20 protein-coding genes are annotated in these 16,954 nt (G+C 42.3%); 1 reads left to right on the forward strand and 19 read right to left on the reverse strand.

Features of this window, described 5'->3' with window-relative positions; all coding sequences use genetic code 11:
• Entirely contained in the window at positions 1–1,086 is a 1,086-nt protein-coding gene (locus tag AC6F33_RS09355; RefSeq protein ID WP_255748056.1) for a YpbB family protein, read from the reverse strand.
• A gap of 154 nt (positions 1,087–1,240) precedes the next feature.
• Between AC6F33_RS09355 and AC6F33_RS09360 the strand changes: the two genes are divergently transcribed.
• Complete coding sequence (locus tag AC6F33_RS09360; protein ID WP_255748055.1) at positions 1,241–1,498, forward strand: ferredoxin; 258 nt, start codon at positions 1,241–1,243, stop codon at positions 1,496–1,498.
• A 113-nt stretch (positions 1,499–1,611) separates the two neighbouring features.
• On the opposite strand, the gene AC6F33_RS09365 is transcribed toward AC6F33_RS09360, so the two are convergent.
• The 18 genes from AC6F33_RS09365 to spoIIAA all read right to left on the reverse strand — a co-directional run bounded on the left by AC6F33_RS09365 (position 1,612) and on the right by spoIIAA (position 16,791).
• Positions 1,612–3,399, reverse strand: coding sequence for an ATP-binding protein (locus AC6F33_RS09365; protein ID WP_255748054.1), 1,788 nt, complete (start codon positions 3,397–3,399; stop codon positions 1,612–1,614).
• Positions 3,396–4,118: a response regulator transcription factor gene (locus AC6F33_RS09370; RefSeq protein ID WP_255748053.1), complete on the reverse strand. Its 723-nt coding sequence runs from the start codon at positions 4,116–4,118 to the stop codon at positions 3,396–3,398. Before AC6F33_RS09370 ends, AC6F33_RS09365 begins: the two co-directional genes overlap by 4 nt.
• Before the next feature lie 220 nt (positions 4,119–4,338).
• Positions 4,339–5,061: a pseudouridine synthase gene (locus AC6F33_RS09375; RefSeq protein WP_255748052.1), complete on the reverse strand. Its 723-nt coding sequence runs from the start codon at positions 5,059–5,061 to the stop codon at positions 4,339–4,341.
• 131 nt (positions 5,062–5,192) lie between these two features.
• Positions 5,193–5,723 carry a spore maturation protein gene (locus AC6F33_RS09380; protein WP_255748051.1) on the reverse strand — a complete coding sequence of 177 codons (531 nt, stop codon included), beginning with the start codon at positions 5,721–5,723 and terminating at the stop codon, positions 5,193–5,195.
• Entirely contained in the window at positions 5,723–6,316 is a 594-nt protein-coding gene (locus tag AC6F33_RS09385; RefSeq protein ID WP_255748050.1) for a nucleoside recognition domain-containing protein, read from the reverse strand. Before AC6F33_RS09385 ends, AC6F33_RS09380 begins: the two co-directional genes overlap by 1 nt.
• Positions 6,317–6,320: 4 nt before the next feature.
• On the reverse strand, positions 6,321–7,451 hold the full coding sequence (locus tag AC6F33_RS09390) for a D-alanyl-D-alanine carboxypeptidase family protein (protein WP_255748182.1): 1,131 nt from the start codon (positions 7,449–7,451) through the stop codon (positions 6,321–6,323).
• A gap of 192 nt (positions 7,452–7,643) precedes the next feature.
• Entirely contained in the window at positions 7,644–7,970 is a 327-nt protein-coding gene (locus AC6F33_RS09395) for a hypothetical protein (protein WP_500777023.1), read from the reverse strand.
• A gap of 60 nt (positions 7,971–8,030) precedes the next feature.
• Positions 8,031–8,633, reverse strand: a complete 603-nt coding sequence (gene scpB / locus AC6F33_RS09400) for an SMC-Scp complex subunit ScpB (protein WP_255748046.1) — start codon at positions 8,631–8,633, stop codon at positions 8,031–8,033.
• Positions 8,596–9,384 carry a segregation/condensation protein A gene (locus tag AC6F33_RS09405; protein WP_255748044.1) on the reverse strand — a complete coding sequence of 263 codons (789 nt, stop codon included), beginning with the start codon at positions 9,382–9,384 and terminating at the stop codon, positions 8,596–8,598. The genes scpB and AC6F33_RS09405 overlap by 38 nt, the downstream gene beginning before the upstream one ends.
• Positions 9,385–9,557: 173 nt before the next feature.
• A complete protein-coding gene (locus AC6F33_RS09410) occupies positions 9,558–9,935 on the reverse strand; it encodes a GNAT family N-acetyltransferase (RefSeq protein ID WP_255748042.1) in 378 nt (125 codons plus the stop codon).
• 165 nt (positions 9,936–10,100) lie between these two features.
• Positions 10,101–11,423 carry a diaminopimelate decarboxylase gene (gene lysA, locus AC6F33_RS09415; RefSeq protein WP_255748040.1) on the reverse strand — a complete coding sequence of 441 codons (1,323 nt, stop codon included), beginning with the start codon at positions 11,421–11,423 and terminating at the stop codon, positions 10,101–10,103.
• Between the two features lie 192 nt (positions 11,424–11,615).
• Positions 11,616–13,106 carry a spore germination protein gene (locus AC6F33_RS09420; protein WP_500777024.1) on the reverse strand — a complete coding sequence of 497 codons (1,491 nt, stop codon included), beginning with the start codon at positions 13,104–13,106 and terminating at the stop codon, positions 11,616–11,618.
• Between the two features lie 29 nt (positions 13,107–13,135).
• Positions 13,136–13,486 (reverse strand): stage V sporulation protein AE, encoded by a 351-nt coding sequence (gene spoVAE / locus AC6F33_RS09425; protein WP_255748038.1) that lies wholly within the window; start codon positions 13,484–13,486, stop codon positions 13,136–13,138.
• The gene (spoVAD, locus tag AC6F33_RS09430) at positions 13,483–14,502 is read right to left on the reverse strand and encodes a stage V sporulation protein AD (RefSeq protein WP_255748036.1); all 1,020 of its coding nucleotides are present in this window, start codon (positions 14,500–14,502) and stop codon (positions 13,483–13,485) included. Before spoVAD ends, spoVAE begins: the two co-directional genes overlap by 4 nt.
• A 14-nt stretch (positions 14,503–14,516) precedes the next feature.
• Entirely contained in the window at positions 14,517–14,966 is a 450-nt protein-coding gene (gene spoVAC, locus AC6F33_RS09435; RefSeq protein ID WP_255748034.1) for a stage V sporulation protein AC, read from the reverse strand.
• Positions 14,967–15,228: 262 nt separating this feature from the next.
• Complete coding sequence (sigF, locus tag AC6F33_RS09440) at positions 15,229–15,987, reverse strand: RNA polymerase sporulation sigma factor SigF (protein WP_255748033.1); 759 nt, start codon at positions 15,985–15,987, stop codon at positions 15,229–15,231.
• A gap of 12 nt (positions 15,988–15,999) precedes the next feature.
• Positions 16,000–16,440 (reverse strand): anti-sigma F factor, encoded by a 441-nt coding sequence (gene spoIIAB / locus AC6F33_RS09445; protein WP_255748032.1) that lies wholly within the window; start codon positions 16,438–16,440, stop codon positions 16,000–16,002.
• On the reverse strand, positions 16,441–16,791 hold the full coding sequence (gene spoIIAA / locus AC6F33_RS09450; protein ID WP_253062812.1) for an anti-sigma F factor antagonist: 351 nt from the start codon (positions 16,789–16,791) through the stop codon (positions 16,441–16,443). It abuts the gene before it with no gap.
• Between the last annotated feature and the right edge of the window lie 163 nt (positions 16,792–16,954).

Genomic DNA, 16,954 nt, shown 5'->3' on the forward strand with positions numbered 1-16,954 from the left:
TTATCGAACCGTATTTTTTGCAAGAGCCAGGCGGATTTGGAAATAGGAAACACCTTCTTGAAGAGCTTTTTTAATCGTTTTAAGTTGACGTGTGTTTAAACGGTTTGCATGATCCATTATGCGATGCTCCAGCTCATCGGTAAGATATTCGGACAAGTCAAATGTTGGATCTTTCAATGCAATTTCTACTAAGTGATCTTCAATTGTTCCGATGGACAAATTTCTACGATGAGCCGCTTCCTGTGCTGACAATCCAGATTTCAAGAAACGAAGTGACACTCCGGCAGTAGTTGAAAGTCCGCTCACTCCAGGGCTCATTAATAAAGCAGTAAAAGGGTAGCGTGATTTATTTTTTGATAGTTCCTGCATGATTCTTCTGAGCGCCGCCTTAAAAAAGGTTCGGCATTCAAACAGATCCTTCCCGGATTCATCGGAAATTTGTCTCAAAGTAAGTCCTGTCATATGATATCCGGAAAACTGAGATGCAAATATATTCGCTTCGAGGATGGGGATACTCGTCAATAATCGGCGAATTTCTTGATAAAATTGATGAACTAATTGATTGCGGCTTAGTGAACTTTCCATTATTATGCGGCGAACTGCCTCTGTCACTGCCGGAAACTTCGTAATTGGCAAGAAAGCGGTCTGTTGATAACGAAGTGCCGATAGCGTTTGAATGAGCAATTGCAGTCTTAGCCAGAATTGCTTTTCAGTCGTGACGTAATTTGTTATCCTCAACCCATCCGGAATCATACGTTCAATTTTGAACATGCTTAGCTTATCCATTCCCTTTTCAGTGAGGATGACGCGCGTCTGTTCTGAGTTCACATATTTTATCCACTCATGATCGCCCAGATGCTCGATTAATTTTTGAAACGATTGACGTTCCAGATCATCACATAGATGATAAAACGGCTCCACCCGAAACAGAAAACTGTCCTGTATGCTTTGAGACGATTTTTTGCCTTTTAATAAATGGTATATTCCTGATAGGGTCCTTTCCCCGTTAAACTGCTTGATCAGGAATAGAAGAAGTGTTTCGCTGAACATGAGGGCATCATCCCCAATTCGTACTTTTTCTGTCATGTTTTGTTTCCTTTTATTTTACCCTTTTCCAAGACATGTTTCGACAAATGTTCATTAATTCAATCGATGAATTCTATTGAAAAGATTCAGCTGCTTCATTAAAATGAAAGTGATATAGTAAATCGTTGAAATTGTTATGGAAAGGAAAATGATGATGGCTGAAAAATATACAATTGTAGATAAAGAAACATGTATTGCTTGCGGCGCATGTGCGGCAACTGCGCCTGATCTGTATGATTACGATGATGAAGGAATTGCCTTTGCACTTCTTGATGACAACAAGGGGAACACAGCTGTTCCTGAAGAATTACTTGAAGATCTGGTCGATGCTTATGAAGGTTGCCCGACGGAGTCTATCCGCATATCAGATGCTCCATTTAACGGAAAGCCCGATCATGCTGTCGGCATTTAACCATCTGATCAATGTTCATGCATATAAAAAGAGGGTTGAAGCAAACAAACTGCTTCAACCCTCTTTTTATCATTGATTGTTATTAGAGCATGCCATTGCTTAAGATCAACTAATTAAACATGATCACGTCTCAGCGTAAATTGAAATGTGGTTCCTTCTCCCTTTATGCTGTTAACGCTTATTTCTCCGCCATGCGCCTCAACAATATGCTTTGCGATGGCCAGACCCAGTCCAGTGCCGGCCTTTCCTCTTGTTCTCGCTTTATCTGCTTTATAAAAGCGCTCAAAAACGAATGGGATATCTTCTTTGGCAATACCTACTCCGGAATCACGAACAAAGACATAAAGTAAATCATTCTCGATACGCGCTGCAACACATACCGTGCCGCCTTTTCTTGTGTGCCGCACCGCATTGTCAATGAGATTCGTCATAACCTGCTCCACACGATCAGGATCCAATAAAAATGATTGACCGTTGACTTCTGATAATTCGGATTTCATTTGAATCCCTGTGTCTTTTGCTATTTTGTTGAATTTCACAATAATATGTTGAAAAAATTCATCAAGCGAGATTTCACGGCGAACAAGTTGAAAGTGCCCAGTCTCAAGCTTAGCTAAATCGAGCAACTCATTAACCAAACGGCCCATTCGCTTCGATTCATCCAGTATGATTTGTGCCATATCTTTTTTTTCTTGAGCACTTTCAGCAATATCATCAATGATCGCTTCACTGTAACCCTGCATCATCGCGATCGGTGTTCTCAATTCATGACTCACATTGGCTACAAAACTTTTAATCATTTGATCATTATGTCTTTCCTCGGTCATATCGCGCAGTACAGCCACAGCACCTCGTATTTTTTCTTTATCATAGAGGGGCTTCATAATCACTACCCAAACACGTCCCTGGACGCCTAGTTCTCGTACTTTTTGTGCACCGTCTTCAGCTACATCGAGAAATAGTACCTTTAAAAGATCCGGGGTATTCCTTTCATTTGGATCTATGTTGTGTTCATAGTTCCAAGAATAAATAAAATGATCTGCTGGCGGGTTACTGGCAGCTATTTGGGCATTCATGTTCATTAAGAGAACACCATCTGCCATGTTCTGCAAAATTCCGGAAAGCTGCTCTTTTTCCTGATTCAGTGCATTCAAATTCATTTTCAGTTTTTTTCTCATATTATTAAAAGCAACAGCCAGATCGCCGACTTCATCACGCGTGATCACGGGAACATTGATATCAAAATTTCCGAGCGCAACTTGCAGTGCCGCTTTCCTCATCTTTCGCAACGGAGAGCCGATTCGTGTTGAGAGAAAAAAGGCAAAAAATGTAGTCAGCAGGATAGAAAATCCGGCACAAATAAAAATCAGCTTTCTTGATTGATCCAGTGCGCTTTGCGCAATCTGAACAGGCTGAATAATATATACAGCTCCATGAACGCTCGCATCTTTTTGTATCGGGACACCGACAATCAGCAAACGTCGGCTTACCTTTTTATTCCCCTTTTGTACCTGAAAAGAACCAACTTTGCTCACTGTTTTCTTTCCATTGAGGGCAGCCTTCAATACTGCATCCTTTTCAAAAAAACTGCGCGTCAAATCAGGGTTGGAGCTCCCCTTAGGACCGCTGCGCACCTGATCATTCATAATCAGTACATAGCCCGCATTATATACATCCGCAATATCATCTATTGATTTGAGTGTCTCATTAACAGAGAGGCCCGATGGACTTGCGAGTAAATGCGCTGACTTTACACCGATTTTTTCCATTTGCTGTTCCGCTTGCTGAATATTACTGTTTTCAAAGAATTGTAATAAAAACAAAGTCAAGAACAGAAGTACGATTGTAACAATCGCTATGATGGTTGCCCAAAGTTTGCCGATAATACTACGCCAAATCATGTTGCAGAATCGACCTCAATTTTATAGCCGACACCCCATACAGTTATAATCATTTCTGCTGCTTTTTCAGAAACCTTATTCAGTTTTTCTCGCAATCGCTTCACATGCGTATCCACAGTTCTAAGATCACCGAAGAACTCGTAATTCCAAACGTCCTTAAGCAACTGTTCTCTTGAAAAAACTTTATCTGGATTTTGTGCAAGGTAATAGAGAAGCTCGTATTCCTTAGGTGTCAAATTCACTTCATGTTGATCAACCTTTACACGATGCGCGTCATGATCAATCATTAGGTGAGGAAATACAATCACGTTTGTCGCTGTCGTTTCCGTCTCCAAAAATTTCGTTTTTGAGGAGCGACGCAATAAGGCCTTTACTCGAAGTACAACCTCTCGCGGACTAAACGGTTTGACAATGTAATCATCTGTACCGACTTCAAACCCTTGAACTCGATTTGCTTCTTCGCCTTTTGCGGTCAGCATAATCACCGGTGTGGCTTTATATTCGCGCAGTTTCTCGCACACCTCTTCGCCATCCATTCCTGGCAGCATGAGATCAAGAAGAATTAGATCATAGTCTTTGTCCAATGCTTTTTGAAGCGCTGTTTCTCCGTCTCCCGCTTCATCAATTACATAGTTCTCACGTTCAAGATACATTTTTAAAAGCTTACGGATTCTCTCTTCATCATCAACAAGCAGAATCGCCGCTTCCTTCTCTTCCATTCAGATCCTCCCTTTTCCACCCAAATCCTTATCTCTTTTCTTTATCGCTCGCTAACCTCAGAAATGGTATTTATGAGGCAACCCCTCTAGATAAACAACACAATACGTTGTCCGATAAATATTTCAAAAAATTTTTTTAAAATACAAAAGCTAACTATGTTGTATTTGTGTCAATCCTATGTCTTATTTTAAACAATTTCTTTAAAAAATACAGTATTATTTATGAATGTCGCGTTATATGCATTAATGTTTTCACTTCATGCGGTTTTAATGCGCGGCTTTCACCCGGATGCAATCCAGTCAATCCAAGAAATCCGTAACGTTCACGCTTCAATTTGCGAACATGAAGATGCAGTGCAGAGAACATGCGGCGAATTTGACGGTTTCTCCCCTCATGTATCGTGAGCTGAACCGAGGCTGTCCCGTTCTCTTTATCGGAAGCAAGCAACTGAACGCGAGCCTTCGCGGTCATGCCGTCCTCCAGGCGAATTCCTGAAGCGAGTTGACGTAATTGATCATTAGTCGGGATTGGATTGACATGAGCTATGTACGTCTTATCAAATTCAAAACTTGGGTGCATTAATTTGTTTGCGAGCTCACCGTCATTCGTCATTAAAAGAGCCCCTGATGTATCATAATCCAATCTGCCTACTGGAAAAATACGTTCAGGCACCTGTTTAAAAAAATCAACAACCGTGGTCCGATTGCGGTCATCCTTTACGGTCGTGATCACACCGGTCGGTTTGTAAAATAAAAAATAGACAAGTCGTTCCTTGTCAAGCGGTACACCATTAACGGTCACCTTATCGTTTACCGATACCTTTGTGCCAAGTTCCGTAATGGTATCTCCATTGACTTGCACTTTACCTTCTACTATCAGTTGTTCCGCTTTGCGCCGCGATGCGACACCTGCTTGGGCAATAACTTTTTGTAATCGTTCCATCCTTCCACCTCAGAAACATCATAACGCGAAGAAAATGTTTTCTCAAGTTTCATCATTTATTCACTTTCCATTCACATTCAAGACAAAAGAAAAGAGCCGTCGGAGTTCAACGCACTCACTCATTCATAATCTCAGCCAAACATTAAAGTTACGATCCATACAGCACAAATGACACCGACAAGATCCGCCAGCAGCCCGACTTTAAGTGCATCTCCTATTTGATGAATACCCACTGCGCCAAAATAAACCGTAACGACATAAAAAGTCGTATCCGTACTCCCTTGCATCACAGAAGCCAGACGTCCGATAAAGGAATCAGCACCATAAGTATGAATAAGATCAGCCATTAGTCCTAGAGCACCTGTTCCTGATAGAGGGCGCATCAAGGCAAGCGGAAGGACTTGCGGCGGCATTCCGACAGCCGAAAGCAGTGGCGCAATAAGATGGATCAACGCTTCCATAGCACCAGAAGCACGAAACACACTGATGGCCACCAGCATTCCAACCAAAAATGGCATCACCGATATGGCTAGGGAGAAGCCTTCTTTCCCTCCTTCAACAAAAGCATCATATGAGGGAACTTTCTTAAACGTCCCATAGAGCAAAACAATCGCGATCAGACAAGGAACAAGCCAGGTTGAAAACGTTGTGATTAGCCCCATCATTTTCTCCCCTTTCGCTTCCTCCGATGATAGAAATAGCGGTCAATACAGAGAGCGGCTGCAGTTGTGCAACACGTAGCAATTAAAGTCGGACCAACAATATCAGTCGGTACTTCTGCCCCATACTTCATACGGATCGCAATCACCGTCGTCGGAATTAATGTCAATCCCGATGTGTTTAATGCAAGGAGCGTGATCATGGATCGGCTTGGCGTCTTCTTCCCTCTATTAAGCTGCTTGAGCTCCTCCATTGCTTTAATCCCCATTGGTGTCGCCGCATTTCCGAGTCCAAACATATTTGCAATGGTATTTGACAGGATGTAGCCCATCGCAGGATGGTCCGGGGGTACCTCAGGAAAAATCTTTTTCATCACCGGCTTGAATAAATGACTCAGCTTATCCAATAATCCTGATTTCTCTGCTATTTTCATTAATCCAAGCCAAAAAATCAAAACACTGATCAGGCCGAAACAAATCTGCACAGCATCGCTTGCTGAAGTGAACAATGCTTTATTAACATCATCCATTGTTCCATTAACGGCAGCATAACCCATACCGATGAGAAACAGGGCAACCCAAATTATATTGATCATAGGCTCATCGCCCATCCCCAGTGACAATTGCATGAAGAAAGCCACTAAAACGCGACCAAAATCCCTTCTTCTCCTTATAATTTGAATGATAATAGACAGGCAGCGAAGCCAATTTCTTCTGTTCCACATACAGATTCAATCGTCCTGCAGGCGATGCAGGCTTCCAATGTTTATCTTTCTTTGGCTTTATAAGTAATAAATTCTTTTTTAATTGTTTTTTTTCATTGTTCGTCAAAGGTACTGTTACAGAGCGCTGAACATAGAGTTTATTTTGATAAAAAGTGTGGACATGTGCGTTCAGTTTTCCTTTTTTTATGACTTGAATTGCTTTGTAGCGTGCAAAGGCCCACTCGAACATACCTTGATGATCCTGCCAATCATCACCATCATTTAAGGTGACCGCAATTAAATTAAGATGATTCTTTGACGCTGTTGAAATCAGTGTTCTTCTCGCTTTTTTGGTGAATCCTGTTTTTCCCCCGGTCGAATATTTATACAAGCGAAGCATTTTATTTTTATTTTTCCATGCGCGAGCAACTTCCTTATTTGTAGCTGGAACCCGATGAATTCTTGTTCCGACGACCTTGCGAAATTGAGCATTGTCCATTGCATAGCGCATGAGCAGTGCCATGTCATATGCGGTTGAATAATGATCCGGATTTTCAAGGCCGTTAGGATTGGTAAAATGGGAATTAGTCATGCCCAAAACATGTGCCTTTTCGTTCATCATTAGAACAAAACCAGATTCGCTTCCGCCTACTGCTTCAGCAATCGCACGTGATGCATCGTTTCCTGAACGAAGCATGAGCCCGTACACCATATCTTTAAGCTTCATTTTCTCTCCGGCTTTCAAATAAATCGACGATCCTTCTGTACGAAGCGCCTCTTGACTCACTGTAAAGGTCTTATTCATTTTGCCGGATTCAATGGCTAGAATTGCCGTCATTACCTTGGTAATGCTGGCAATGGGTAATTTCTCATTGCTGTTGTACTTAAATAAAACGCGTCCAGACGTTTGGTCCATAAGCACAGCAGATTGTGCGGATACTTTGGGTTCCGCAGCCTTTGATTGATGCGGGAAGAAGGCAAAAATAAAAATGAAACAAAAAAGATAAAATAAAACTCTCTTTAACATGATCCCCACAATTTTCATCCCCTGTCCTGATCCAAATCGGACTCATATTAAAGGGGCAAAACGAACCGGGAAGATCAGGCAAAGAGAGCCTGGCCAGATTGATTGTTGTATTAATCACTTGTTCCCGGATTTTTTTGGACACCCTTGGTAACAAGTTATGCCGGGACAAGCAGAATATGAATTTTTATTCGTTCAACTATAAAACTTCACAACCTGGAAAATGATAAACCATAGGATGAGACATGCACCTGAAAAGACACACCAAAAGACTGTGGTCCTCCGTGGCCAAGCAGTGGAAATCAAAAGCAGGAACAATGGAAGAACTGCAAAAAGTGAAAGAAATAAAACTTCAAGCAGAGAATGAAAAAGAAGTGATAAAAAACTTCCGTGGATCATAGTCACTGCTGTCAATGCAGGAACAGCAACAAGTACCGGTGCAAACAAGGCGAAAACGATAATCTGTCCGCGATTTTCTTCAACAAATGGATGCCAATAGTTTTTTAAGCGTCCATACATCATTGACGACCTCCCTAAATAAGCCGACTGTTGAGAACATGGGTGTTAAAAATCCGGGCTTTTTTACAATTCTTTAATCGTTTCTTTATAATGATCATAGAATAAATCATAGGCGTCAATCTGCTCATTCTGGTGCTTCATCATTTCAGAAAGAGGCGGAAGTTCACTTAAATCATGCAGGCCGAAATAATCGAGAAAAACTGGAGTAATACCATAAAGAATCGCACGGCCACTGCCCTCTGCCCTTCCAACTTCTTTGATAAGTCCTTTGACTACCAACGTCTGCAGTGCCCGTTCGGATTTAACACCGCGTATTTCTTCGATATCTATGCGCGATACCGGTTGTTTGTATGCAACAATTGCGACCGTTTCAAGTGCTGCCTGAGAAAGCGGTGCAGTTTTCGGTATGGCTGCAAATAATTCCGTATAGTTCGCCATAAATGGTTTTGTCGTCAGACGATAGCCATTCGGCTGATCTATGATCATCAATCCGCTTGCTTCATTTGCTTCATAATCTTTTTTCATTTGTTCTACGTGATTCATTATTTCTTGAATGGTGCATTCTGGAAGTACCTTATTTATTTGTTCGATCAAACACCCTTCTTCTCCTGTCAGATAAAGAAGTCCCTCAATAATCGAACGGATTTTCGCTGGCTTCAAAGTCATCTGCTCCTTCTCCGAGATTAATCAATATATCATCGAAATTCTCACTCTGCATGCACGTAACGGCGTTCATCTTCATCAGTTCAAGCAGAGCAAGAAAAGTAACGATAAGGTGCGTCCGATCTGGATAAGAGAAAATGGATTGGAAGGATAAACCGTGATCCGATGCTTTTAATTTCTGCAAAACCAAATTCATCTGCTGACCAATCGGCAATACCTGACGGTCAATTTTTGTGTTCAGCGGCTGCTCCAGCTTTTTCTTCAGCATTAAACGTCGAAACGCACGAAGCATATCATGCACCGTTGCTCTTCCCGTCAGCGGTATTGTCGTTAAATCATTATTCTCATAGCGAGTAAGGTCAGACGGCGGTTTAGCAAACAGCTGCAGACGTTCCTTCTCACTATCTTTTAAAGTTTCCGCAGCTTCCTTAAAGCGACGATAATCGAGAAGCTGCTGCATAAGTGTTTCACGTGTCATTTCCGGATCCTCATAGGAATCACCATCTTCATCATTTGACAGCTCGGGCTTTGGCAGCAGCATCCTGCTCTTCATTGCAATTAATGTTGCTGCCATCAGCAAGTACTCACTGGCAATATTCAATTCAAGTTTTTGCATATGATGAATAAAATCCAAATACTGATCCGTGATCTCAGCGACTGGTATATCATAGATATCAATTTCGAGTTTTTTAATCAGATGCAGAAGCAAATCAAGAGGGCCTTCGAAAGCATCGATTTTCACCTTGTATTCCAAGCCTTATCCCCCTGATCCCAAACTTAATGCCATAATCATAGCACAGAACATGTATTCCGTGAATTCTTCTTTGGCTTTGTTAAACGATTGTGTTGTCTGTCACTAGATAATCATTCATTCGTGAAAAGCCAAGCTTATAACATTAGTGCTGCAGGCAAAAAAAAGAAACCAGTTTATGAATTGGTTTCCTTTTCATTACCTTCTTCAAAGCATTTGTCAAAATATGACTTGATGGCCTGAGAAGGGGTCAATTGAACGTGTTCACCAATCATTTTACCCAGCGCCAGGATCATTTTCTTGCCAACGCCTTCTGCACGGTAAGATGGATTGACACTAATATGCTCAACAACTGCTTCTTGGTCGGAAATCATCTGAATTCCAATCACGCCCAGTATGTCTTCATCATCTTTCCATAAGAACAACTGCCAGCTCTCTTCATCTTCATAACGTTTAATGGTTTGCAGCAGCAGCTTTATCTCTTTCTCAGACGGGACAAAAGACAGCAGACCCATGGCTATCTTTTCATAACTCTTCTTATAGCGAATCAGCATTTTGAACCCCTCATAACTATGAGATAACGAAATCTTCACAAAATCTTTAGGAACTTTGTTCACTTTTTATATTATAACCAAAAGAATAGACCTGTGCATCAATTCGATGGAACAAGCAAGAAAAAGGCGTGTAATACGCCACTGATTCCATTCTTTTATTCGCAGTCACTTGTTTCGCGATAAATCTTTGAGTGCAATATCCTGACGAATTAAGTCCTCATACGTTTCTCGGCGTACAACCAGCGAAGCTTCCCCGTCTTCGACGAATACAACTGCAGGATTTGAAATACGATTATAATGACTGGCCATGGAATAACCATATGCCCCTGTTGAAAACACGGCAATGAGATCGCCGCTTGTACATGACTCCGGCAAAAATGCCTCCTTAATCAGAACGTCACCGGACTCGCAGCATTTCCCTGCGAGGGCAACCTGGCTTTGAGCAGCTTCAGAGGCTTTATTTGCACAGATTGCATGATACTGTGCTTGATAGAGTGATGGCCTAATATTGTCCGACATGCCTCCGTCAACAGCCAAATACTTGCGTATACCGGGAATGTCTTTCGATGAACCCACTGTATACAGCGTGGTACCTGCTTCACCGACAATCGAACGTCCGGGCTCAACCCATAGCGACGGCATTGATAAATTATGTTCAGCGCATTCTTTCTCCGCGGTAGTCACAATGGTATCGATATAGCGCTCAATGGGCAGAGGACGATCGCCATCCGTATAATGGATACCAAACCCGCCGCCGACATTGAGTACCTGAAGCTGGAAGGCAAAATTTTTCGTCCATTCACTAACATGCTGCATCATTATTTTGATCGCACCAGCAAATCCGTCCGTTTCAAAAATCTGAGAACCTATATGAGAATGGATGCCTATCAGATTAAGATGCGGCGATTGAAGTGCTTGTTTCACCGCTCGCTCTGCCATTCCATTATCCAAATTAAATCCAAATTTTGAGTCGTCCTGACCCGTCATGATGAATTCATGTGTATGTGCCTCTACGCCCGGCGTAACGCGGAGCAAGATATCCATCTCTTGATTGCGATCTGCGCACATTTTTTCAAGAAGATCTAATTCAAAAAAATTATCTACAATAACGGCACCGATTTTTGCGTCTAAAGCCATAGTTAGTTCCGCATACGATTTGTTGTTTCCATGAAAGTGAATCCTCTTCGGATTCATGCCTGCCTTCAATGCAGTAAACAGTTCTCCGCCAGATACGACATCCAAAGAAAGACCCTGTTCATCAATCAGTTGAATCATAGCGATCGATGAAAATGCCTTGCTGGCATAGGCAATCTGCCAACTTAAGCCGGCATGCCGTGCAAATGCTTGCTTAAATTCATTTATCTTATTTTTAATCAATGCCGTATCATAGACATAGAGCGGTGTACCGTATTCTTTGGCAAGCACGGTCGTATCGATACCGCCTATGCATAAATGTCCCCGGCCATTAATCGCCTGTGTTCCGAACACTGAATTACCTCCCCCATCGAAAGACAAATCCTCGATCAGCCTGAAGATTCCCCATCTATCAGTTTTAACTATAACAATAAGTTTATGACTGCGCTGCAACGTGCCACATTCAACTCATCAGCGCTGTTTCAAAAAAAGAATACGTTCAAAATTTTAGTGCTAGTGTATCATGATTTACTTGAGAAGACAAGATTACTTCGTCTTGCCTTTAGCTGGTTGGCGATATTTATCAAGAGGACGCACAATGCTCGGACGCACAACCGATGTTGGGAGTGCACGGCGAATCATAATATTATATAGCCCCGTTGGATTGAATGGAATAAACGGCCAAAGATACGGCGTATTCAAATTTATGACATGCGACAAATAAATGATGATCAGCGTCGTAGCGATCATAAACCCTGGTATGTGAAATAGTCCTACAGACAAGATTAAGAAGATTCGAACCATTTTATTTGCTAATTGAAGTTCATAACTAGGTGTTGCAAATCCGCCTATTGCGGCCACACATGTGTAGAGAATGACCTCATTGACAAAAATTCCGGCTTCGATTGCAATTTGCCCAACCAGCACAGCTGCAATGAGTCCAAGCGCTGTGGATAACGAGGTTGGTGTATGAATGGCAGCTAGACGCAATGTTTCAATACCCACTTCAGCAATTAAGATTTGAAGCAGTAACGGGACATTGAAGTCCTTATTATTTGGACCAATAAAATTGAGAAAATCAGGCAGCAAATGGTCCTCAACAAGCAGAAGCCATAATGGAACAAGAAAAACAGACGCCAAAATCGCCATAAAACGGAACCAGCGAAGCAATGCGCCTGAAGCGGTGACTTGGCGATATTCTTCCGCATGCTGCACATGGTGAAAGAGCGTCGTCGGCAAAATCATAACACTTGGTGATGTATCGGTAATGATCACCACATGACCTTCAAGCAAATGTACAGCAGCCACATCTGGGCGACCGGTATAACGAACAAGAGGAAACGGATTCCATCCTTGTTTTAAAATAAATTCTTCAAGCGCGTTATCTGCCATCGGTATACCATCTACGTTTATAGCTTTTAACTCTTTTCTAATCGTTTTAATCAATCCTGGATTCGCCACGTCTTTCAAATAGCAAAGGCACACATCAGTTTTTGAGCGCACACCGATTTGTGTTAGTTCACAACGAAAACGAGGATCCCTGATACGTCTTCTGATCAAGCCGGAATTTTCAATAATATTTTCTGTGAATCCATCCTTAGAACCGCGTACAACCTTTTCCACGTCAGGCTCTTGCGGCTGCCTTCCGGGGTAGTGACGCAAATCAATACATAATGCTTTTGTTTCACCATCAATAAACACAACTATTCGTCCGGTCAGCATTTTGTCTACAGCATCATTAATTGTATTGATTTCTTCGACCTGCTGGTGGACAAGATGCTGCTTGATTTCCTTAAACACATCAACATTTTTTGTGTTTTCATTGGAGAAACGCATAAATTCGCGCATCATCACAACGAGAATGCTGGAATCCACTAAGCTGTTTGTATAATATATTCGGCATTCACGACCAAGCAACCTGATTTCTCTTAAACCAATATCAAAATTATGTGGTCCGAAATCAAGAGTTTTCTGCATGGTATCCGCATTTTCAGAAATTTTCTCATCAATTGGCAACTGTTCTTTTTGATTTTCCATAATTATGACTCCTCCATAATGCTTGCTGATCAACCCTTTGGTTTAAAAAACAAAGCGATCAAAAAACCAAATAAAATCGCCGATGTTATACCAGCCGAAGTCAGCTTGAAAATCCCCATTGCAATACCGAGATAGCCATGTTCATGACCCTCCGACATGGCGCCGTGCAGCAGTGAATGACCGAAACTGGTAATGGGTACTGTAGCTCCTGCACCAGCAAATTCAATTAAATGGTCATAAATACCGAATACATCGAGCAATGCGCCTAAAACGACAAAAGTTGCGACAACGTGAGCCGGTGTCAATTTGAAGACATCCATTAAGATTTGTCCGACGACACAAATAGCACCGCCGACTAGAAATGCATACACAAAAATCACAGTTGTTCCTCCTTTGCTGATTCAAGCAAGACTGCATGTGCAATGCATGGAATCGTTTCTTTCTCTTTCGGGGTCGAACTATTGAGCAGTGCACCTGTTGCAACAACAAGAACGCGCCTCAGTGATCCCTCAGCAAGCCGATTGCACAAATAACCATAGGTAACCACGGCAGAGCAAGCACAACCACTTCCCCCGGCATTTACCGGTTGATCCGATGTATAAACCATCGTTCCGCAATCTTGATGAACATTCGTGATATCCAAACCCTTTTCAAGAAGAATCTCATCAAGAATCGGAGACCCGACACTGGAAAGATCACCGGTAACGATCATGTCATAATCCTCAGGGCTGCGACCTGTGTCCTGAAAATGATTCCAAATAGTATCTGCAGCAGCCGGTGCCATTGCAGTACCAAGATTGCTCGCGTCGTCAATGCCCCAGTCAATTACTCTTCCTATTGTCGCTTCTCGGACCCTTACTTTTCCAGGTTCTTTGGTAACAATCGCTGCACCTGCGCCAGTTACAGTAAAGGTTTGTGTCAATTTTGTCGGGCCGCCATATTCTGTGGGATAACGAAATTGCCGCTCCGCAGTTGCATTATGGCTGCTGACCGCGCACAAAACATGATCTGCGAAGCCACTATCGACAAGTTGTGCGCTTGTCGCTAACGTTTCCATTGACGTGGAGCAAGCTCCAAACATACCGAGAAAGGGAATTCGGTTCTCGCGGGCTATAAAATTTGACGTCACACTTTGATCCATTAGATCACCTGCTAAAAACAAATCGATATCACCTTCTGCTTTTCCGGCCTTCGCCAAGCAAAAAGAAATTGCTCGTCGCATGAGCGCTCGTTCCGACTTTGCCCATGTTTTTTCACCGCAATCCAAATGTTCGTACTCCTTATCAAAGTTCCCTGATAATGGTCCCCTTGCCTCTAAGGGACCTACAGCTGTTCCTGTAGCTGCTAAATAAATCGGATGATTAAATCTCCATGTCTGTTTTTTTACCTTACTCACTTCACCACTCCTCCTTAGAACGCATGTTCAATGAACAACCGAATGATGCCAAGCACCGCTGCTGACACAACACCGAATACAATAACTTCTCCTGCAAGTTGAAACAGATTCGTTGCAATTCCAAGTACCACGCCTTCACTTTTATGCTCCAATGCACTACTTGTAATTGAATTGGCAAAACCGGTAACAGGTACAATCGTTCCCGCACCTGCGAACCTTGCAATCTTGTCGTAAACCCCGAATCCGGTCATAAGCGCCGCTATTAGTATGAGTGTCGCCACTGTCGGGTTTCCTGCTGTCTGTTTTGAGAAGTGGAAAAAATACATATAAAAGGTTTGTATTCCTTGACCGATTATGCAAATAATTCCGCCAACCAAAAAGGCCTTTAAACAATTCATAAAATACGGTATTTTAGGCTGATAGGCCTTGACGTTTTCTTTATAGTTCTTGGGATCATTCAACATAAGAAGATACTCCCTCCAAATTTGTGCTGAAGGTTAGTATTTGCCAAGTTCGGGAAATTATGCTTAAATGCAGGCTTAATTGAATTGGTGATGGAGATGAAAAACACTATCCTTTAACGAAGCCTTAAAAATTAATTAATGACAAGCAATGTAAGAAAATTTGTTTTCTCCATGTCTTGTTGCAAATGAAGGAACTGCCGCGTTTGCCTGACCGTTTATGGTGAATTCCGCTTATCATTGTACAAAAAAGCCAGATGACCGTTTACTCGGCCATCTGGCTTTTGATCTCTTCAAGAATTTTCTTTTCAAGTCGCGACACTTGTACCTGTGAAATACCAAGCCGTTGCGCAACCTCTGTTTGCGTTTGATCCTTAAAATAACGCAGATACACAATCAGTTTTTCACGATCATTCAGCTGTTCCACTGCCTCTCGAACAACCAGTTTGTCAAACCACTTCCCACTGTCATTGTCCGAAATTTGATCCAGAATAGTGATTGGATCGCCATCGTTTTCAAAAACAGTTTCATGAATTGACGACGGTGCGCGAATCGCTTCTTGAGACAGAACAATGTCTTCAGGCGACAGCTCCATCGCTTCGGCGAGTTCTCCAATTGTCGGATTTCTGCCTAATTGTTTTGATAACATGTCCTTTTTTTTCCGAACTTTAATACCTGTTTCCTTCAATGAGCGGCTGACTTTAACCGCACCGTCATCGCGTATAAAGCGCTGAATCTCGCCGATGATCATCGGCACGGCATAGGTAGAGAACCGAACATCATAGGAAAGGTCGAATTTATCAACAGATTTAAGCAATCCGATACAGCCAATCTGGAAGAGGTCATCTGGTTCGTATCCTCGATTAATAAAGCGCTGAACTACCGACCAAACAAGACGCATGTTCTTCTGAACAAGGCGGTCGCGTGCTTCATGATCACCTGCTTGACTCTGCTTTATCAATCGCTTTACTTCATCATCATCCAGCAACGGTTCTTTCGACGCTGTTTTGCGATCAAGCTCCATGTGCATGTCTCCCTACTTGCATACCGCTCGGTTTCGGGCGATTTCCTTGGTCATGATGATCGTCGTTCCCTTTCCTTCCTCCGTTTCAATCGTGACGTGATCCATAAAGTTTTCCATGATTGTGAAACCCATCCCTGATCGTTCAAGCTCAGGTTTAGTCGTGAAAAGCGGTTGCTTTGCCTGTTCAACATTTTTTATGCCCACACCGTCATCATGAATGTTTACGGTCACAACTCCATCTTCAAGTGAAGCATTGATCATCACCTTGCCCACGCCACTATTTTCATAGCCATGAATAATACAATTCGTTACCGCTTCGGAGACAACCGTTTTTATTTCTGTCAATTCATCAAGTGTCGGATCCAATTGAGCAACGAATGCAGCCACCGTCACTCGAGCAAATGATTCATTTTCACTGACTGCTGAGAACGTTAATGTCATCTCGTTTCTCATTCAGGCCACCCCCAGAGTGTGAAGCGCATAGTCTTCATCCGTTTCCAGACGGATAATTTTAAACATGCCACTTAACTCAAATAAGCGTCGTACAGCTGGAGAAATGGAACAAACGACCATTTCTCCCCCGAGTCCGGAAATTCTCTTGTAGCGGCCAAGAATCACGCCAAGACCTGAACTATCCATAAAACTGAGTCTGCCAAGGTTCAACAAAATATGATGAACCGGTTCATCGTCCATGACATGGTTTACCTTTTCTCTCAACTCATCTGCGGTATGATGATCAAGTTCACCCTCAAGCCGGATACACAGCACGCCGTACTTTACTTCCAAATCCATTTTTAAACTCAATGCTGCTTCCTCCCTCCCTGAACGGAAATTGTATCTTTTCCAAGTTCATTCCGATCCTTTACGATCGACTCATCATCGAATCTTGATGACTTATGATACTACTTTCTCTCTTTTTCTCTTTGACTCCTGCCTGCCGACAGAACTAGTGCAAATTCAACAAAAC

Source organism: Sporolactobacillus sp. BBK16-2, from assembly GCF_059878335.1.